The 17,630-nt window shown below is 68.2% G+C and carries 16 protein-coding genes and 1 pseudogene; 8 read left to right on the top strand and 9 right to left on the bottom strand.

All coding sequences use genetic code 11. The features are described from left to right. Positions 1–144: 144 nt before the first annotated feature. Complete coding sequence (locus ACFWY9_RS01490) at positions 145–1,674, bottom strand: S8 family serine peptidase (RefSeq protein WP_378337889.1); 1,530 nt, start codon at positions 1,672–1,674, stop codon at positions 145–147. Further along, positions 1,674–2,861 (bottom strand): S8 family peptidase, encoded by a 1,188-nt coding sequence (locus ACFWY9_RS01485; protein WP_378329948.1) that lies wholly within the window; start codon positions 2,859–2,861, stop codon positions 1,674–1,676. Before ACFWY9_RS01485 ends, ACFWY9_RS01490 begins: the two co-directional genes overlap by 1 nt. Before the next feature lie 289 nt (positions 2,862–3,150). On the opposite strand from ACFWY9_RS01485, the gene ACFWY9_RS01480 reads away from it, so the two are divergent. After that, positions 3,151–6,021, top strand: coding sequence for an ATP-binding protein (locus ACFWY9_RS01480; RefSeq protein WP_378337888.1), 2,871 nt, complete (start codon positions 3,151–3,153; stop codon positions 6,019–6,021). A 62-nt stretch (positions 6,022–6,083) separates the two neighbouring features. Then, positions 6,084–6,932, top strand: a complete 849-nt coding sequence (locus ACFWY9_RS01475; RefSeq protein WP_378337887.1) for an NAD(P)H-binding protein — start codon at positions 6,084–6,086, stop codon at positions 6,930–6,932. A gap of 17 nt (positions 6,933–6,949) precedes the next feature. On the opposite strand, the gene ACFWY9_RS01470 is transcribed toward ACFWY9_RS01475, so the two are convergent. Genes ACFWY9_RS01470 through ACFWY9_RS01460 form a run of 3 tightly spaced genes read right to left on the bottom strand, consistent with a single transcriptional unit; the run spans position 6,950 to position 8,541 of the window. Beyond that, on the bottom strand, positions 6,950–7,786 hold the full coding sequence (locus tag ACFWY9_RS01470) for a helix-turn-helix domain-containing protein (protein ID WP_378337886.1): 837 nt from the start codon (positions 7,784–7,786) through the stop codon (positions 6,950–6,952). Positions 7,787–7,798: 12 nt separating this feature from the next. Beyond that, positions 7,799–8,305, bottom strand: coding sequence for a DUF6879 family protein (locus ACFWY9_RS01465; RefSeq protein ID WP_378337885.1), 507 nt, complete (start codon positions 8,303–8,305; stop codon positions 7,799–7,801). Further along, the gene (locus tag ACFWY9_RS01460) at positions 8,302–8,541 is read right to left on the bottom strand and encodes a hypothetical protein (protein WP_378337884.1); all 240 of its coding nucleotides are present in this window, start codon (positions 8,539–8,541) and stop codon (positions 8,302–8,304) included. Before ACFWY9_RS01460 ends, ACFWY9_RS01465 begins: the two co-directional genes overlap by 4 nt. 283 nt (positions 8,542–8,824) lie before the next feature. On the opposite strand from ACFWY9_RS01460, the gene ACFWY9_RS01455 reads away from it, so the two are divergent. The 3 genes from ACFWY9_RS01455 (at position 8,825) to ACFWY9_RS01445 (ending at position 10,585) form a co-directional block, all read left to right on the top strand. Then, positions 8,825–9,169 (top strand): hypothetical protein, encoded by a 345-nt coding sequence (locus ACFWY9_RS01455; protein ID WP_378337883.1) that lies wholly within the window; start codon positions 8,825–8,827, stop codon positions 9,167–9,169. 63 nt (positions 9,170–9,232) lie between these two features. Then, positions 9,233–9,706, top strand: a complete 474-nt coding sequence (locus ACFWY9_RS01450) for a glycine-rich domain-containing protein (protein ID WP_378337882.1) — start codon at positions 9,233–9,235, stop codon at positions 9,704–9,706. 15 nt (positions 9,707–9,721) lie between these two features. Further along, positions 9,722–10,585: a phosphotransferase family protein gene (locus tag ACFWY9_RS01445; RefSeq protein WP_378337881.1), complete on the top strand. Its 864-nt coding sequence runs from the start codon at positions 9,722–9,724 to the stop codon at positions 10,583–10,585. A gap of 40 nt (positions 10,586–10,625) precedes the next feature. Here ACFWY9_RS01445 and ACFWY9_RS01440 read toward each other — a convergent pair whose 3' ends face one another. The 3 genes from ACFWY9_RS01440 to ACFWY9_RS01430 all read right to left on the bottom strand — a co-directional run bounded on the left by ACFWY9_RS01440 (position 10,626) and on the right by ACFWY9_RS01430 (position 13,785). Then, positions 10,626–12,743 (bottom strand): (Fe-S)-binding protein, encoded by a 2,118-nt coding sequence (locus ACFWY9_RS01440; RefSeq protein ID WP_378337880.1) that lies wholly within the window; start codon positions 12,741–12,743, stop codon positions 10,626–10,628. A 46-nt stretch (positions 12,744–12,789) separates the two neighbouring features. Further along, positions 12,790–13,233, bottom strand: a complete 444-nt coding sequence (locus ACFWY9_RS01435) for a hypothetical protein (RefSeq protein WP_378329952.1) — start codon at positions 13,231–13,233, stop codon at positions 12,790–12,792. Positions 13,234–13,365: 132 nt separating this feature from the next. Beyond that, the gene (locus ACFWY9_RS01430; protein WP_378337879.1) at positions 13,366–13,785 is read right to left on the bottom strand and encodes a hypothetical protein; all 420 of its coding nucleotides are present in this window, start codon (positions 13,783–13,785) and stop codon (positions 13,366–13,368) included. Positions 13,786–13,996: 211 nt separating this feature from the next. On the opposite strand from ACFWY9_RS01430, the gene ACFWY9_RS01425 reads away from it, so the two are divergent. Both ACFWY9_RS01425 and ACFWY9_RS01420 read left to right on the top strand, forming a co-directional pair. Then, positions 13,997–15,907, top strand: a complete 1,911-nt coding sequence (locus ACFWY9_RS01425; protein ID WP_378337878.1) for a beta-galactosidase — start codon at positions 13,997–13,999, stop codon at positions 15,905–15,907. 141 nt (positions 15,908–16,048) lie between these two features. After that, entirely contained in the window at positions 16,049–16,786 is a 738-nt protein-coding gene (locus tag ACFWY9_RS01420; protein ID WP_378337877.1) for a DUF2625 family protein, read from the top strand. Here the strand turns inward: ACFWY9_RS01420 and ACFWY9_RS01415 are convergent. Beyond that, positions 16,777–17,166, bottom strand: a complete 390-nt coding sequence (locus tag ACFWY9_RS01415; RefSeq protein ID WP_378337876.1) for a VOC family protein — start codon at positions 17,164–17,166, stop codon at positions 16,777–16,779. The two genes, ACFWY9_RS01420 and ACFWY9_RS01415, sit on opposite strands and share 10 nt — an antisense overlap. Positions 17,167–17,406: 240 nt before the next feature. On the opposite strand from ACFWY9_RS01415, the pseudogene ACFWY9_RS01410 reads away from it, so the two are divergent. Further along, positions 17,407–17,630, top strand: a pseudogene (locus ACFWY9_RS01410) (HNH endonuclease); the annotation flags it as partial.

Below are 17,630 nucleotides of genomic sequence, written 5' to 3'. Positions count from 1 at the left end.
CCCCGGCCGTCGTGAGCGGTCGCTCCACCCCTGCAGCGCCTGTGTGCTCGTCACCACAGGAGCTCCTCAGTTCTACCCCCCCGCCCCCCCGCCGCGGGGGGCGGGGGCCACGGTTCCCCTCGGGAAGGGGGCTCGGCGGCAGGATCAGAACGTGATGGAGAATCCGTCGATCGTGCCGGTGTCGAAGCGGTAGACGTCCTTGACCCGCAACGTCCACGTGCCGTTGGCACGCTCGGCGGCGGCGTTCACCGTGTAGGTCGTGTGCACGCCGCTCGCCGAGACCGCGCCGCCCGGCTTCTGCAGCGAGAACACCGCACCGCTCGGCCCGACCAGATCGATGGTCAGGTCCGCGCTGTAGGTATGGGTGATGTCCACCTTCACCGGCAGCGAGGCCGAAGCCGCGCCGTCACACGAATCCTGGGTCACCGAGCTGGTCACCGCGTCCCCGGCGTCCGGAATGGACACCGGCGTGGTGTTCGACTTGACGCCGCATTTCGACGGTGTGCCACCGCCGATGAAGGACACGTTGAGCAGCTTGTTCGGTGAGCCGCTGCCCGGGTTCTTCACCACGCCGTCGGTGGCGTTCGAGACCAGCGCGTCCCGCACCTGCTGCGCGGTGGCGCCCGGGTTCGCGGACAGGTACAGCGCCGAGGCGCCGGTGACGTGCGGAGTCGCCATCGACGTCCCGCTCATGTTCACCGTTCCGCCGTTCGACGTGCTCAGCGACGTCACGTTCACGCCGGGCGCGAAGAGGTCGACGCAGGTGCCGTAGTTCGAGAACGAGGCACGGCCGTCCTGGTTGTCCGTCGCGCCGACTGTGATCGCTTCGGGCACCCGCGCCGGGCTGACCGAGCAGGCGTCCGTCGAGCTGTTGCCCGCCGCCACCGAGTACACGATCCCGGCGGCGATGGACTTCTTCAGCGCGTCGTCGCCGACGCCGACCTGATCCATGCCGAGGCTCATGTTCGCCACGGCCGGTTTGACGGCGTTCGCGGTGACCCACTCCATCGCGTCCACCGCGGCGGAGTCCGGCCCGTTGCCGGTGCAGTCGTTGCCGAGCACCTTGAGCCCGACGATCTTGACCTGCTTGGCCACCCCGTAGGTCTTGCTGGCGATGGTGCCCGCGGTGTGGCTGCCGTGCCCGTTGCAGTCCTTCCCGTCGCCGCCGACGAAGTCCTTGCCGATCGACGCGCGGCCACCGTACTCCGGGTTGTCCGGGTTTATACCGGTGTCCAGGTCGTACGCGGTGACCCCGGCCCCGCTGTTGGCGTAGGTGTACTTCTGGTCCAGCGGCAGGTTCTTCTGGTCGATGCGGTCGAGGCCCCAGGTGGGATTCGTCTGGGTGTCGGCGATCCGGGCGGTGCCGTCCTCGTACACCGCCTTCACCGCGGGGTCGGCGGCCAGCCGCCGCGCCTGCTTGTCCGTCATCGCGCGTACCGAGAACCCGTGCAACGTCCGCTCGTAGGTCGAACGCACTTCGCCGCCGTACCGCTGGGCCAGCGTCGCCGACGAGGCCGACGCCGCACCGGCATCCTTGAGCACCACGATGTACTGGTCGCCGTAGTGCTGTTTCGCCGGTACGACAACACCTTCCGCCTCGGCCGCGACTGCCTGCCCGGCACCGAGTGCCAGCAACGACACGCAGGCGCCGAGGGCCAGGATCCCGCGCCGCATCAGAACATCGCCCCGGTACCGATGAAGGAGACGTTGAGCAGCTTGTTCGGTGAACCGCTGCCCGGGTTCTTCACCACGCCGGCGCTCGCGCCACCGGTGAGCGCCTTCTCGACCTCGGCGGGCTTGGCCGTCGGGTGCGCCGTCAGGTACAGCGCCGCCGCGCCCGCGACGTGCGGCGTGGCCATCGACGTCCCGCTCATCTGCTGCGTCCCGCCACCGTTGCGCAGCGACGTGATGTTCACGCCCGGCGCGAAGATGTCGGTGCAGTTACCGAAGTTGGAGAACGACGCCCTGCTGTCCTTGTTGTCCGAGGCGTTCACGGTGATCGCCTCGGGCACCCGCGCCGGGCTGGTGTTGCAGGCGTTCTTGTTGTCGTTGCCCGCCGCGACGGTGTTCGTGACGCCCGCGGCCACCGCCTTCTTCACCGCATTGTCCACAGTGGAGCTGGCGGCCCCGCCGAGGCTCATGGTCAGCACCGACGGGGCCTTCGCGTTCTTGGCCACCCAGTCGATCCCGGCGACGACCTGCGCCCACGAGCCCTGGCCCTGGCAGTTCAGCACCCGCACCGCGACGATCTTGGCTTCCTTGGCCACGCCGTAGGTCTTGCTGCCCACCGTCCCGGCGACGTGCGTGCCGTGCCCGTGGCAGTCCGACGCGTCGTCGTCGTTGTCGATGAAGTCGTGGCCACTCGACGCGCGGCCACCGAATTCCGCCTGCTTGTAGTCGGTCCCGGTGTCGACGACGTACACCGTGGCGCCGTTCCCGGTGTTCGGGTAGGTGTATTTCTGATCCAGCGGCAGGTCCTTCTGGTCGACGCGGTCGAGGCCCCAGGTCGGGTTCGTCTGGGTGCCGGTGACGTGTGCGATCCCGTCCTGCTCGACGTACTCGACGCCCGGGTCGGCGGCGAGCTTGCGGGCCTGTGCCTCGGTCATCGAGGCCGCGAAGCCCCGCAGTGCCGTGTCGTAGGTATAGGTGACCCGTCCGCCGTAGCGGTGCGTGAGGTCACCGGCGGCCGCCGTGAGCGCTCCGCCGGACTTGAGCGCGACGAGATAGCTGCCCTCGATCGCGCCCGGGACGCCCGCGTTGCGGATCTGCCCGGTTTGCGCCTGCGCCGGCGCGGCCAGCCCCAGCGAGATCGCGCAGGCGGCCACCACCACGGGGGCCGCCTTGCGATAGACGTTGTGCATACCCAACTCCGTTCGCTCGAACAGAAGAAGCGGAGCGCGAACGGGCCGCGCTCCGGCGGTGACCGAGAGCCACCTCGGTCTCACTGTCGGGGACAATCACTCACGGGAACAAGCGAGGTAGCGGCCCGTATGGCTACCTAACTAATGCCGGCTCGTTACCCCCTACGAAAGTTCTGTGACCGTTCGGATCTGTTCCGTGACGGGTGCCGCGCGACCTAAGCTGCGTTCACCCGGACAAGGTGGTTTGGGCCTGTACCGCTTTCGGGTGCGCTAGATCGGGAGCAGGGCGATGACCAACGGGATCGTGTGCCGGACGAGTTCCCCGGTCCTCATCGGACGGGCGGCCGAACTGCGCGCGCTGGCCCGCGCCGCCGCCGCGCCACCCGCGGTGCTGATGCTCGAAGGAGAAGCGGGTGTCGGCAAGACGCGCCTGGTGAGCGAGCTGGTCGCGCGGCCGGAGACGGCACGGCACCGGGTCCTCCTCGGGTGCTGCCAGCCGCTGCGCGAGCCGTTTCCCTACGGCGTCGTCATCGAGGCGCTGCGCGGCGTCGACGGCGTGCCCGCCGGGCCGCTGAGCCCGCTCACCGGCGCGCTCGCCCCCTACCTCCCCGAACTGACCCACCTCCCGGCTCCGCCGCCACCGCTCGGCGATCCGCGGGCGGACCGGCACCGGCTGTTCCGCGCCGTCCGCGCGCTGCTGGACGCGCTCGGCCCGGTGCTGCTCGTCGTCGAGGACGTGCACTGGGCCGATGACGGATCACGGCAGTTGCTGCGGTTCCTGATGGGCGATCCCCCGCCGGGGCTGAGCCTGTTACTGAGCTACCGCGGCGAGGAGGTGCCCGGCGGCCTCCCGCTGGGCAGCGCGTACCGGCCGGCGCCGGGCAGTGCGAGCGTCTTCGTCCGGCTCGCACCGCTCGACCGCGACGGCGTCCGGCAGCTGACCGGCGCGCTGCTCGGCACCCCGGCCGTCTCGGCCGAGTTCGCCGCCCGGTTGCACGAACGCACGGCCGGACTTCCGTTCGCCGTCGAAGAAACCGTGCACGCGCTGCGCGATCCGGAAGGCGCCGTGCAGGCGGACGGCGCGGCGGCGCGAAGACTTCTCGACGCCGTCGAGGTTCCCGCCCTGCTCCGGGACACGATCGTCGAACGGCTCACCGCGCTGCCGCTGGCCGCGCGCCGGATCACCGAGGCCGCCGCCGTGCTCGCCGAACCGGCGCCCTTGGACCTGCTGACGGCGATCTCCGGCCTCGCCCAGGCCCGTGCGCGCCACGCGCTGGTGCGTGCGCTCGACCGCGCCATCCTCGTCGAGACCGCCGACTGTCACTACGGTTTCCGGCACACGCTGGCGCAGCAGGCCGTGTACGACACGCTGGCGGGCCCGGACCGCCAGGAGCTGCACCGCCGCGCCGTCCGCCTGCTGCGGGACCGGGATCCGGCGCCGCTGGTGCGGCTGGCCGAGCACTGCCGCAAGGCCGGGGACCACGCGGGCGCGCTGCGCTACGGCGAAGCCGCCGCCGACCAGGCCGGCGCGCTGGGCGATCTCGCCGCCGCGATCGACCTGCTCCGCACGGCACTGGCCGGCCCCGATCTCACTCCGTCCGATGTGGACAGACTAGCGGTCAAGCTGAGCACGGTGGCGTGCAACGGCCTGTCCCAGCGGGACGTCGTCGCGACACTGGAGCGGCTGCTGTCCGACGAGCGGCTGTCCGGACGGCTGTCCGGCGAGGTCCGGCTGACGCTCGGGCTGATGCTGATCCGCCAGGCGGGCAGCTTGGAGGCCGCGCGGGTGGAGATCGAGCTGGCGATCGCCGCGCTGGGCGACCGGCCCGCGCTGGCCGGCCGCGGGATGGCGGTGCTCGCCCAGCCTTGGGTGAGCGACACGCCGTTGGCCGAGCATCGGCGCTGGATGGACCGCGTCGACGAGCTGATCGCGGCGGCGTCGTCGTCCGGTGACCGCGGCCGTGCGCTGACACTGATGGCCAACAACGTCGCGTCGCGGCTGCACACCGGCGACGCGCACGCGTGGACCATGCTCGCCGCCGCTCCGGCCCGTGTCGGAAGCGCCGAGGAGCAGCGGCAGCTCGCCCGGCTGCACTGCAACGTCGCCGACGCGTGTTCGTGGATCGGGCACCATCAGCGAGCGGAAAGGCTGCTGCGCAGCGGAATGCGGCTCGCGGCCGACTGCGGCGCACCGTATGTCGTGGGCACCGCGCGGTCGACCGGGGTGCACACGGATTGGCTCACCGGCAACTGGGCCGGGCTCGACGAACGCGCCGAGGCGCTGATCGAGGAATACCGCGATCTGCTCCCGGTGACCAGCGAGCTGTCCCTCATCCTCGGCCTGCTCTCCGCCGCGCGCGGTGCCTGGGACCGCGCGGCCGAGCATTTCACCGCGACCGCCGTCGACCAACCGGGAAACGCCTTCACCCCCGTGGTGATCGCCGCGCACGGCGGGATCGCCGCGATGCTGCTCGCCCAGGACTCCGTCGAGGCCGCGGTGACGCAGGCCGATCGCGGGCTGGAGTTGTTGCGCACCAAGGGTGTCTGGGCCTGGGCCGGTGACCTGCTCCCGGTCGCCGCCGACGCGTACTGCCTCGGCGGGCGGTCGAACGCGGCCCGTGCGCTGCTCGGCGAATTCGAACGCGAGATCAGCACGCTCGACGCGCCGATGGCCCACGCCGCGCTGGCCACTTGCCGCGGCATCGTGGCCGCGCACCACGGCGAACTGCCGGATGCGGTCAAATCCTTCGACGACGCCCGCGGCCAGTACGAGCGGCTGCCCGCGCCGTACCACGCCGCGCTGGCCTCCGAGCGGCTCGCCCACTGCCGGCTTCGCCAAGGCGATCCCGCCGCGGCCGCCACGTTCACCAAGCTGGCCGAGGTGTTCGACGGGCTCGGGGCCGCCCGCGACGCCGCCCGCTGCCGCCACGCCTACCGATCGACCGGCGCGGTCACGCCGTCACGACGCGGTCGGCGCGGCTACGGCGACGAACTCTCTCCACGCGAGCGCGACGTCGCGCGGCTGCTGGCCGAGGGACACACGAACCGGGAGATCGCCGAGGTGTTGTTCCTCTCACGGCGCACGGTGGAACAGCACGTCGCGAGCGTGCTGCGGAAGCTCAAGGTGCGCTCGCGCGGCGAGCTGGCCGCGTCGCGTTGACTTCAAGTTCCCTTTAAGTCCTACCTTCGCCGGAGTAAGCCAACGGACGAAGGAACAGGGAAATGACCAGGAAAACGATTCTCGTGACCGGCGCCACCGGAACCGTCGGCGGCGCGCTCGTCGCCCAGCTCGCGGGACGCGAGGACGTGACCGTGCGCGCCCTCGTGCGCCGCCCCGAGGCCGCGAAGCTCCCGGACGGCGTCGAAGCGGTGCGCGGCGACTTGAGCGACCCCGCGAGCCTGCACACCGCGCTGACCGGCGTCGACAGCGTGTTCCTGGTGTGGCCGCTGCACCCCGCCGAGCAGGCCGGGCCCGTGGTGGACGTCATCGCCGAGCACGCGACCCGCGTCGTCTACCTGTCGTCCTCGGCGGTCGACGACGCGGCGGACCCGATCAGCAGCTCCCACGCCGCGCTCGAAGCCGTCATCCGCGCTTCCGGTCTACAGTGGACTTTCCTGCGCGGTGGCGGTTTCGCGGCCAACGCGCTCGGCTGGGCACCGCAGATCCGCGAGGACCGCGTCGTCCACTGGCCGTACGGCGCCGCCGTCCGCACACTCGTCCACGAGAAGGACCTCGCCGCCATCGGAGTGCTGGCGCTGACGACAGATGACCACGTCGGCAAGGCCTACGCGCTCACCGGCCCCGAACCGCTCAGCCAGCGCGACCAGGTCCGCGCGATCGGCGAGGCGATCGGCACCCCGGTCCGCTGGGAGGAACAGTCCCGCTCCGAAGCCCGCGAGGACCTGCTCGCACAGGGCTGGCCGGGCACGCTGGTCGACGCCGTCCTCGACGCCTGGGCGGACATGGTCGAGCACCCGGAGACGGTCTCACCGGCGTTCCGCGAACTCACCGGCCGCGACCCGCACACCTTCGCCGACTGGGCCACCGATCACGCCGAAGCCTTCCGCTGAATTGACCGGATGTGCCGTCACCCGTGGAGGCCGGCCGCTATCCGGGCGATCAGCTCGCGGGCCTCGTCCCGCTCGACGGCGGCCGTCCACAGCCGGTCGGCAAGTTTGTTGTACAGCGCCACCTCGTCGACGTCGACGGTGCGCTGTTCGCCGGTGACAGTCTCGAACCGGACCTCATTGTCGAACACCCAGAAGCCGTGTGGGAGGAGATGCGGGACCCGCCGGCGCGCGGCCAGAATCCCGATGCGGACGTTCGGCAGCCGCAGAACGGAATCCAGTCGGTCGAGCTGCGCGAGGAGCGCCTCCGACGTGCACAGCGGATGCAGCAACGCGGACTCGGCGAACAGGATCTCGATCGTCTTCGACCTGTCGTAGAGGACCTGCTGACGTGCCATCCTCGCAGCCACCGCATCTTCGATGTCGCTGGTAGGGACGCCGAGCAGATCCGCCTGCGTGTGGAAGATCGTCCGCGCGTAGTCGGGAGTCTGAAGGAGACCCGGCACGGCCATGAACTCCACGCCACGGATCACCGTGGCGGAGCGGGCATCACGGGCACCTTGCTCTTGCCGCTTGCGGTGACCTTCGCGTATCTGCCGACGCCAGGTCAGCTGGGCGACTTGCACCGCACGCAGTCCAGCGCGCAGTTGTTCCACCACTGATTCCGACGCATCGCACGCATGTAGCCATTCGACGACATCGGAGTCGGTGGGCGTTTGCCGACCGTTCTCGATCTTCGATACCTTCGTTTGATGCCAGCCGAGTAAATTGGCCAGCTCGGTGCCGGACAGGCCAGCAGCCTCCCGGATCTCGCGCAGCTGCGCGTTGAAGGCCGCGCGGCGACTCTCGAAGGTCACGCTCTCCTCGTTCTACTGCTCCACGTTGGTGTGCGGGAACGCTACCGGGGTGACGGTCGCACGCCAATCGAGGTATGGCCTTATCTCCCCGCTGTCCGTGATCAGCGTGGCGCCCTTGACACCCGCTTCACCGAATGCGAGGACTGCCACCTTGGAGTCGTCGAAGAGCCAGTAGTCCTCCTTCGGCGCACCGAGTGTGACCGCGTGCGACTCGTCGATGAACAAGATCTCCTCGCCCGCTTCGATCGCGGCTGCGGTGAGAAACAACTGGTACCGCAGGTAGTCGGTCAGCGGGTCGGTGAGCATCCGGACGCGCGCCATGCGTCGACCTTCCCGCCGCCATGCGCGCACTCGGTTTTGCCACGGCCGGAACCAGGTCAGGTCACGATCACCCGCGAGGAACCGCCGGGCCGGGCTTTGCTCCTTCGGCTCGCGGTAGGTGCCCTGGCACTCCCACCGCCACGCCGTTGTCCAGTCCTCGTCGAACAAGCCCTGGAACTCGTCGCGCGAGAGTCTCATGCGGTCGGCAGGTACGGCAGCAGCTCGGCCGGGATCTCCACAGCGGCTTCGTGGTCAGGCAGGCCGAGGCGACGCAGCTCGGCGAGTGCCCCCGGGTCAGTAACCTTCCAGCCTTGAATCACATAGGTGCCCCGGTCAGTGGCGAACGCTGAGGGGCATCCGGTTTCGCCGGAACTGGTGCCGAGATGGGTCAGCTGCATCGGGGCCTCCTGGGTCACGTACACGATGATCGCCACCCAGCATCGCGCACGCATCCACCGAGCTTGAATCGCCCATACGAGTGGATTGCGCTATATTGCTCTTATTATGCTTGTCTTATGCTCATGAGGAGCGCACTGTAGAGGCACAAGAAGGCGGGATGACACGCGAACGACCCGTCCGCACCGAAGCGCAGCTGACACCTCGATGAGCCCGCCCATGCGAAGGGACCGACATGGAGAACTGGCACCGGCAGATGACCGGCTGGCTCGCGATCCGGGTTGCGAGCTTCCGCGCGCTCCTCGGCCAGCTGGCGTAGCCATGTGCGGCGTCGCGGAGCCATACCAGGTCAAGGACTTCGACGTACTCGCGCAGAAGCTGTTCCTCGGCGAATGGATCGTGTTACGGCACGAGCACCTGTGCGACATCGACCTGGACGTCTGGAAGGAAGGCATCGACCTCGCCTGTGTCGATGTCGGCATCGAGGTGGAGTTCGTCGACCTTCGGCGCAAGGACATCACCGTGGTGTTCAACGCTGCCCGCGACAAGCTTCCGACCGAAGACCAGATTCACGAGTCGATCCGGCGGGTCGCACGCGACCGTCGGCTCGGCCATGTTCCCCCGACCGATCTCGTTGCCAAGACCGGCGTCGTACTCCTTCATTGACCGCAATCGCTGCGCTCACCGGCCAAGCCGGGAACCACCCGACAAGCCCCAGAAAGGGTCAGGATGACAATCTCGGTTGAGCAGTTGACAGGTCAGGGGCTCGTTTCCGAGACGCTATTCGGACGCTTGGTCGGCCGGGTCGCGCAGGAAGAAGCCTGTACGACGGTAATGGCCCGACGGATCGTCGATCAGGCGCTCGCCTACTTGGCGACATGCGCCAAGGTCACGGAATCGCTTGCGCCGAGCGCAACGGTCGACATCGGGTGGCACACGTTTATTCTCCACACACGGGAATACGCCGAGTTCTGCGATCGCATTGCCGGACGATTCATTCATCACGTTCCCCATGATGAGGACGATGACAGCAGCGGCACCCCTCTTCGCGACGTGATGCGCCGGACCGTGACCGCTATCAGTGCGGCAGGATTCGCCGTGGACCATGAGTTGTGGTTTACTCCGTCCGCGCAATGCGCCGACTGCTCGCAGTGCAAGAACGGCTGCTCGGACGACCCGCCACCTCCGCCCGCGTCGAACTGAGAAGAAAGGAAGGCAATGGCCCGCCCGGACTGGGAGGAACTCCCCGACGCCGTCCGCCGCGCAGTGGAGAATGAGTCAGGTGCGGTCCTCTCCGCAGTGCCGCCATCGGCCGGGCGAAACTCGGATTTCCTAGCCACACTTCAGACGGAACGCGGTTTCTTCTTCATCAAGGGGGCGCTGGCAGGCACCAAAAAAGCACGAATGCAACAAGTGGAGGCGTCGGTGAACACATTCCTGCCGCACACTGTTGCCCCACGTCTTCTCTGGGAAGTCAAGGCTGGCGGCTGGAATGTCCTCGGGTTCGAGCACACGTCCGGAAGGCACGCAGATCTCACACCAGGCTCGGCCGACTTACCAATGGTCGCCGATACCTTGGCCACGTTGGTCAGCACGCTCGGCCGATGTCCCATCGATCTCCCACACGCCGCACAACAATGGAAGTGGATGAGCCCGTGGCGTCGGCTGGCCGACTCAGCGCCGGACAAACTGGACGCGTGGGACCGGAAAAACGTGGCGGAACTCGTGACACTGGAGTACCAGGCGATGGATGCCATGCGGGGCGACAGCCTCGTACATGGCGATATGCACCCACTCAACATCCTGGTAGCGGACCGAGTCCGGATCATCGACTGGGCTTGGGCAAGCCAGGGCGCCGCGTGGCTCGACACCACTTCGCTAGTCCTGCGTTTAGTTGCCGCAGGGCACACACCCGCCGAGGCCGAGGCATGGGCGAGCAAGATCTCCGCGTTCAGGGACGCACCCGAGTCCAGAGTCACCGCCTACGCCGTGGTGATCATGGGTATGTGGGCATACCGGGGCAACTTTCCGAAGCTCACCGACGCGGCCCGCCGTTATGTCCAATATCGCCTGGAGAAGTGAGCGAGCAGGAACAACCCTTTCGAGGCCACCGGAGACAAGTTCAGGGGATCACCGGGGCGTCCTCGGGCATGGCCGTCGCGCGTTTCACCGACTCCAGCAGCAGCTGGGAGACGTCACGGACGTCGACGTTCTCACCGCGCTGCTCGCTCTGCCGCTGCACCAGTCCGTCGGAGATCATGACGCGGCAGAACGGGCAGCCGGTGACGATCGTCTCGGCTTCGGTCGTGAGGGCCTCGTCGACGCGTTCGAGGTTGATGCGCTTGCCGATCTGCTCCTCCATCCACATGCGCGCCCCGCCCGCGCCGCAGCACAGCGACCGGTCCGCGTGCCGTGGCATCTCGGCGAGCGTGGCGCCCGCGGCCCCGACCAGATCCCGCGGCGGCGTGTAGACCTTGTTGTGGCGCCCCAGATAACACGGGTCGTGGTAGGTGACGCTCGGGCCGCTGTCGTCGACCGCCTTCACCGGCGTCAGCCTGCCCGTGCGCACCAGCCGATTCAGCAGCTGCGTGTGGTGCACGACCTCGTAGTGCCCGTCGAGCTGCGGGTACTCCCTGCCCAGGGTGTTCATGCAGTGCGGGCAGGTGGTGACGATCTTGCGCAGCCGCGGCTCCCGGCCCTCGAACACCGCGTTCAACGTCTCCACGGTCTGCTGCGCCATCATCTGGAACAGGAACTCGTTGCCCGAACGCCGCGCCGGATCGCCGGTGCACGACTCGTCCGTGCCGAGCACGACGTATTCCACACCGGCGATGTGCAGCAGTTCCGCGGTCGCGCGCACGGTCTTGCGGGCGTTGTCGTCGAACGCGCCCGCGCAGCCGATCCAGTAGACGTACTCGACGCCCTCACGGAGTTCACCGTCGAACACCGGGACGTCGAACCCGAGATCCTTGGTCCACGCCAGGCGCTCGGAGTTGTTCTGGCCCCAGGGATTCCCCTTGTTCTCCAGATTGCGGAACAGGACGCCCAGCTCACTCGGGAACGCGGATTCGATCATCACCTGATAGCGCCGCATGTCGACGACGTGGTCGACGTGCTCGATGTCCACCGGGCACTGCTCGACGCACGCCCCGCACGTGGTGCACGACCAGAGGACGTCCGGATCGATCACGCCGTTCTCCTCGGCGGTGCCGACCAGCGGTCGTGCTTCCGGATTCTCCTTGCCGCTCAGGACATACGGCGCCTCTTCGAAGAGGTGATCGCGCAGCCCCATCACGAGCAGCTTGGGGGACAACGGCTTTTCCGTGTTCCACGCCGGGCACTGCGACTGGCAGCGGCCGCATTCGGTGCAGGTGGCGAAGTCCAGCATGCCCTTCCAGGTGAAGTCCGCGATCTTGCCGCGCCCGAAGACGTCGTCCTCGCCGGGGTCCTCGAAGTCGATCGGCTTGCCCTTCGACTCCATCGGCAGCAGCGGGCCGAGCGCGTCGGGCAGCCGTTTCGAGGTGACGTTCACCGGTGCCAGGAAGATGTGCAGGTGCTTGGAGTACAGCACGATGCTCAGGAACGACAGCATCACGCCCAGGTGCAGCAGCAACCCGACCGTCTCCAGCGGCTCGTTGACGCCGAGCCCGAGCGGCCGCAGCAGATCGCCGACACCGAGGGAGACGAACGCGCCCGAGTCGTACGGGAAATGGCCCGCCGCCGAGGAAGCACCACGGAACAGGAACATCGTCCAGACGACGTTGAAGATCATGATCAGGATCAGCCACGCGCCACCGGTGTGCGAGCCGTAGAACCGCGAGGCCCGGTCCTTGCGCTCCGGGGCCTGCCGGATCCGGATCACCGCGAACACGCCCAGCGAGACGGCGACCGCGACCGCGATGAAGTCCTGGAGGAACCCCAATACGGACCAGCGGCCGATCCAGGGGATGTGGAAGTCCTCGTCGAACAACGCGCCGTACGCCTCGAGGTACACCGACGCGAGGATCACGAAGCCCCAGAACGTGAAGAAGTGCGCGAGCCCCGGTACGGACCATTTCAGCAGCTTCCGCTGCCCGAACACTTCGCGAAGATGCGCGGCCACGCGGCGGCCCAGCTCGTCGGACCGGCCGGTGTCCGGCTGGCCGGACCGGATCAGCCGGACGAGGAACGCGACCCGCCTGCCGGCGAACGCCAGCCCTGCGACGGTCATGAGCAAACCGAGAATCAGACGAACGAGCACGAGTCCTCCACGGCGGTTCTTCTGCGTGACGCGATCGGCGAGTGGCTCAATGCGAGCCGGTGTAGTACCGGCACGCCTTGCACGCGTACCGCATCTTCGCCACCCGCCAGCGTTTCCGGTACAGCTCGGGATTTCCCGGCCGCGGCGGGCACACGCCCAGCCGCTCGTACCGCCGGATCCGCCCGCCCGTTTCGTACAGCTCGGTCACGTGCCCGAGATACGCGCGCCGGACGGCGAGTTCGGCTGTCAGGCTTCTGGCGAGGGTGTCCCGGCAGAAGCGGTGGAGGAGTCCCAGATCGGGGAGCCCGCCGAGGTCGGCCACGGCGTGTTCGTCGACGACGCCGTAGCCGGGGTGATCGCCTTTTCCGGTGAGCCGCACCGGAAGCGCGCAGTGCGCGCAGCGCAGGGTGCACGTCAGGCACGCGGTGACATGTCTGAGCCTGCGCTCGCGCGGACCGTCTCCGATCACTGGCCGCACGCGCCACCCCATGGTGCCTCCTCGGACCGGCGATGTGATCGACGCCACCCTTACTGGAGGGTAATGAGGTGCCCCGGAAAAACGACAGGACCAAACGGACTAGTTTGGAACGCCTGAAAAGCGCAGTGCGTAACGGATCGCCGGTCAGATCACCTTGATCGTCACGAGCAGCGTGCCGGATTCGCGCAGTTTCACCGGGATGTCGCCGGTGTGCTCCGGCGCGAACCCGATGTCCTCCGGATCACCGGGATCGACGTCCGCGCTCTTGTCCGGATACCCGGCCACATCGATGTTCTGGTGCACATCGGAGGTCACGTTGATCTTGATTCGCTGACCTTTCTGCAGTTTGAGCACCCCGGGCCGCGGCGAGACCTCGCCCTTCTCGTACACGATGTTGACCTGCGCGTCGGCGCCGCTCGCGGCCGGGCCTCGCACGACATCGGTTTCGGGGCTCGACTGCGGCGGAGTCGAAGCGGACGACGAACCCGAATCGCCCGCCGGGGACGAACAAGCGACCGCGGCAAAGGCCGCGAAGGCCACAACCGGAACAACACTCCACCTCATCGGCGGCACCTCCTCGCGAAAGCGTTCATTCGTATGGCGGTACCCCGCATCGCGAACCGCGAATCGCCGAAGCGGGGAGAGCCGCCTCACATCGTCCACTGTAGACATAGCCGGCGAGTCACGCATTGCCTTGTCCGACGGGGCGGGGTTACTCTCGATCAAGGATTGGACTGGACCAAGAACGGACCTTTCCCCGGCAAAGGAGCCCAGCGTGCGGCGACGTCAATTCCTGGTCCTCAGCGCCTTGACCCCGGCGGCGATGGCGCTGCCCGCCACCACGGCCGGCGCGAACGAAACGGCACGGCACCGGTTCGGCTTCGCCTCCGACGGCAGCGCGTTCCTGCTGGACGGCAAGCCGTTCCAGATCCGCAGCGGCGAACTGCATCCGGCGCGGATCCCGGTCGAATACTGGCGGCACCGGATCCGGATGGCGAAGGCGATGGGCATGAACACCATCGCGGTCTACGTCATGTGGAACTACGTCGAGGAGCGCGAAGGCGTCTTCGACTTCGAGACCGAGCGACGCGACGTCATCGCGTTCATCCGGCTGTGCGCGGCGGAGGGCATGTGGGTGCTGCTGCGGCCCGGCCCGTACGTCTGCGCCGAATGGGATCTCGGCGGCATTCCGCCCTACCTGTTGCGCCACAAGGACATCAAGCTCCGGGTCCGGCGTTCCGAGGACCCGCGCTACTTCGCCGCGGTGCAGCGGTACGTCGAGGCGCTGAGCCGCCGCGTCCGGCCGCTGCTCGTCGCCAACGGCGGGCCGATCCTGATGGTCCAGGTCGAGAACGAGTACGGCTCGTACGGCAGCGACACCACGTACCTCGAGGAAATCCGGCAGCTGTGGATCTCGAACGGTGTACCAGGCCCCTTTTACACGCAGGACGGGCTCGCACAGGTCCGGCAGAACCACACCGTTGTCCCCGGCGGCGCCATCGGCCTCAGCGGTGGTGACGCCGCGCAGATCGCGGGTGCGCGGCATTCGTTCCCGGACGTCCCCGCCATGGCCGGCGAGGTCTATCCCGGCTGGCTCACGCACTGGGGTGAACCGGCGTTCGCGGGCCAGGACAGCGACGTTTCGGCGCAGCTCAAGGGTTTCATGGCGGGCGGGCTGTCGTTCAACCTGTACATGATCCACGGCGGCACCAACTTCGGCTTCTGGGCGGGCGCCAACGCGCGGGACGATTCCGGCGCCTACCAGCCGGACATCACCAGCTACGACTACAACGCGCCGATCACCGAACAAGGCGCCGCCGGACCGCGTTACCACGCCTACCGCTCGATCGTCGGCGGTGCCGTCCCCGATCCACTTCCGCCGGTCCCCGCGCCGATCCCGACGTACACCTCCGAGGGCAGGACGTTCACCCCCACACCCTTCGCGTCCCTGTGGGACAACCTCCCGGCACCGCTGCGCTCGTCGCGACCGCAGCCGATGGAGGCCCACGGGCAGAACTCCGGCTTCGTCCTGTACCGCACCAAGCTCGACGGCTACACCGGCGGAAAGCTGGACATCCGCTGGGTGCACGACTACGCCACGGTGTTCGTCGACGGCCGCTACACCGGCGGTTTCTCGCGCCCGCGTATCCCGGCGGCCCTCGCCGCCCGGCTCAACGTCACCAACGACAACGCGCCGCTCACCCTTCCACCAGGGACTGGTGCACCGACGCTCGACATCGCCGTGGAAGGTATGGGACGCACCAACTTCGGCCACGCCTTGGTCGACCGCAAGGGCATCCTCGAATCCGTCTCACTGCGCGGAGCCGAACTGACGGGCTGGGAAGTGTTCCCGCTGCCAATGGACTCGAAGTTCATCGAGACGCTGCGCGCCCGCATCAGCGATCCCGGCAGGCCGGGTCTGTTCTTCCGGCTTGCCTTCGACGTGCCCGCACTGGGCGATACCTATGTCGACATGTCGAGGTGGACCAAGGGGGTGGTCTGGGTGAACGGCCACAACCTCGGCCGTTACTGGACGATCGGCCCGCAGCACCGGCTCTTCTGCCCTGCGCCATGGCTGCGGCGGGGCCGCAACGAACTCGTCGTGTTCGATCTGCACCAGACCGCTGCCTCGCCGATCGGATTCGCGGCCACGCTCGCGGCTGCTGGGGCAGAACGGGCACGATAGTCGGCCTCGACGGGCAGGAGGGGTTACTCGAATCGTCCCGCCGCGTTAGGTTCTGCCGCTGGGCGGCGCGGTTGCGCATGACTATCCACTGTGGACAGCGCTGTCGCTCCGTCCCGAGACGCCGAACCAGGAAGCGAAGCCGTGCGAGACATCACCGAACTTGTCGACGTGCCCTACCCGTCGTGGCCGATGCTGGCCGACGCACTCGCCGGCAGCTTCACCAGCCATGTCGTGCTGCCACCGGATCCGGAGCGATGCCGGGCAACGCTGCTCCAGCTCCAGGTGACCGCCCGCTCGCCGCTGGGCGCGATCGCGCTGAACACCGGCGGCATCCTGGTGCACGACGGCTGGCTGCGCGTCTACGGCGGGTCGGGCGGCGGCCCGGCCGGACTGCCCAGTATGGCGGAGGTCAACGGGTTCCCCGAAACGGTCGAACCGGACTGGCAACCGTCCGCGGGCCTGATCGTCGCCCACGACGTGCTCGGCGGCGTCTTCACGCTGAACGGGATGGAGCACGAACAGCACGGCAGGCCGGGCGCGCCCGGCAGCGTCGTGTACTTCTCGCCCACCAGCCTGGTCTGGGAAGACCTGGAGATGGGGCACAGCCAGTGGCTCACCTGGCTGCTGGACGGCGGCGCCGCGGGGCACTACCACGACCTGCTCTGGCCGACCTGGCGCACGGAGGTGGCCGAACTCGGCTTGCGGGACGGCATCACGGTGTACCCGTTCCCGTGGTCGCAGGAAGCGCAAGAGGATATGGCCGCCACCACGCGCAAACCGGCGCCGCTGACGCAGATCCTCGATCTGCACACGGAGTTCTGCGACCAGCTGGGCCTCGCTCATCCGGGCGAGCTGGGCGCGGCTCCCGTTCAGGGGTAACGGCCCGCGAGGACACAGAACTCGTTCCCTTCCGGGTCGGCCAGCGTCACCCAGCTCTCCTCACCCGTCTGTCCGACCTCGGCGTGTTTCGCACCCAGGTCGAGCAGGCGGCGGACCTCTTCGTCCTGCTCCCGGTCGGTCGCGTTGAGGTCGATGTGGAGCCTGTTCTTGACGGTTTTGCCCTCGGGCACGCGCGCGAAAGTCAGCGTCGGCGGCACCGGGCCAACACGGTCTCTGCCTTCGGGCACCGCGGACGAGCCGATGGTGACGAGCCCGTCCTCTTCGTCCCGCACCTCGTAGCCGAGCACCTCGCACCAGAACCGGGCGAGGCCCTGAGGGTCGGCGCAGTCGATCGCGAGCTCGGTGAACTTACTGGCCATCCCGGAACCTCCCAGTCGATAGCGAACCCGCCACGGCGAGCCACGCGGTGAAGCCAAAGGTACCTCGACCGTGCCCGGCCCCTACGGACGTACGCTAGCGCGCCCGATACTCATCGTCGCCACCGCGCGGCAGACGAACGCAGCCAAAGGAAGTTCCTTATATAGCAAGGAAAACTATATCCTTGAGGTTCACCCGATCGATAGCACACATGTTCGATCAGGCGGCGTATCGTTGATGTCGTGGCAGTCGACAGCACCACCTCCGCAACGCACACCGAGTGGTGGCGCGTCGATGTCGACTGCCTGCTGACACGACTCCTCGAGTCCGAGTCGGTACAGCGGCGGGAAGCCGCCGTGCAGGGCGAGGTCATGGCCGAACTCGAACGACGCGGCATCCGCGATACCACCGGGTACGGAAGCCTTGTCCGTCTGTTGCAGGAGACGCTGAACATCCCCTACGCCGA

This window comes from Amycolatopsis sp. NPDC059027, assembly GCF_042739735.1.
Lineage (GTDB): Bacteria > Actinomycetota > Actinomycetes > Mycobacteriales > Pseudonocardiaceae > Amycolatopsis.
The sequence above is the reverse complement of the archived record's forward strand: the minus strand, read 5'-3'. Positions and strand labels throughout refer to the sequence as shown.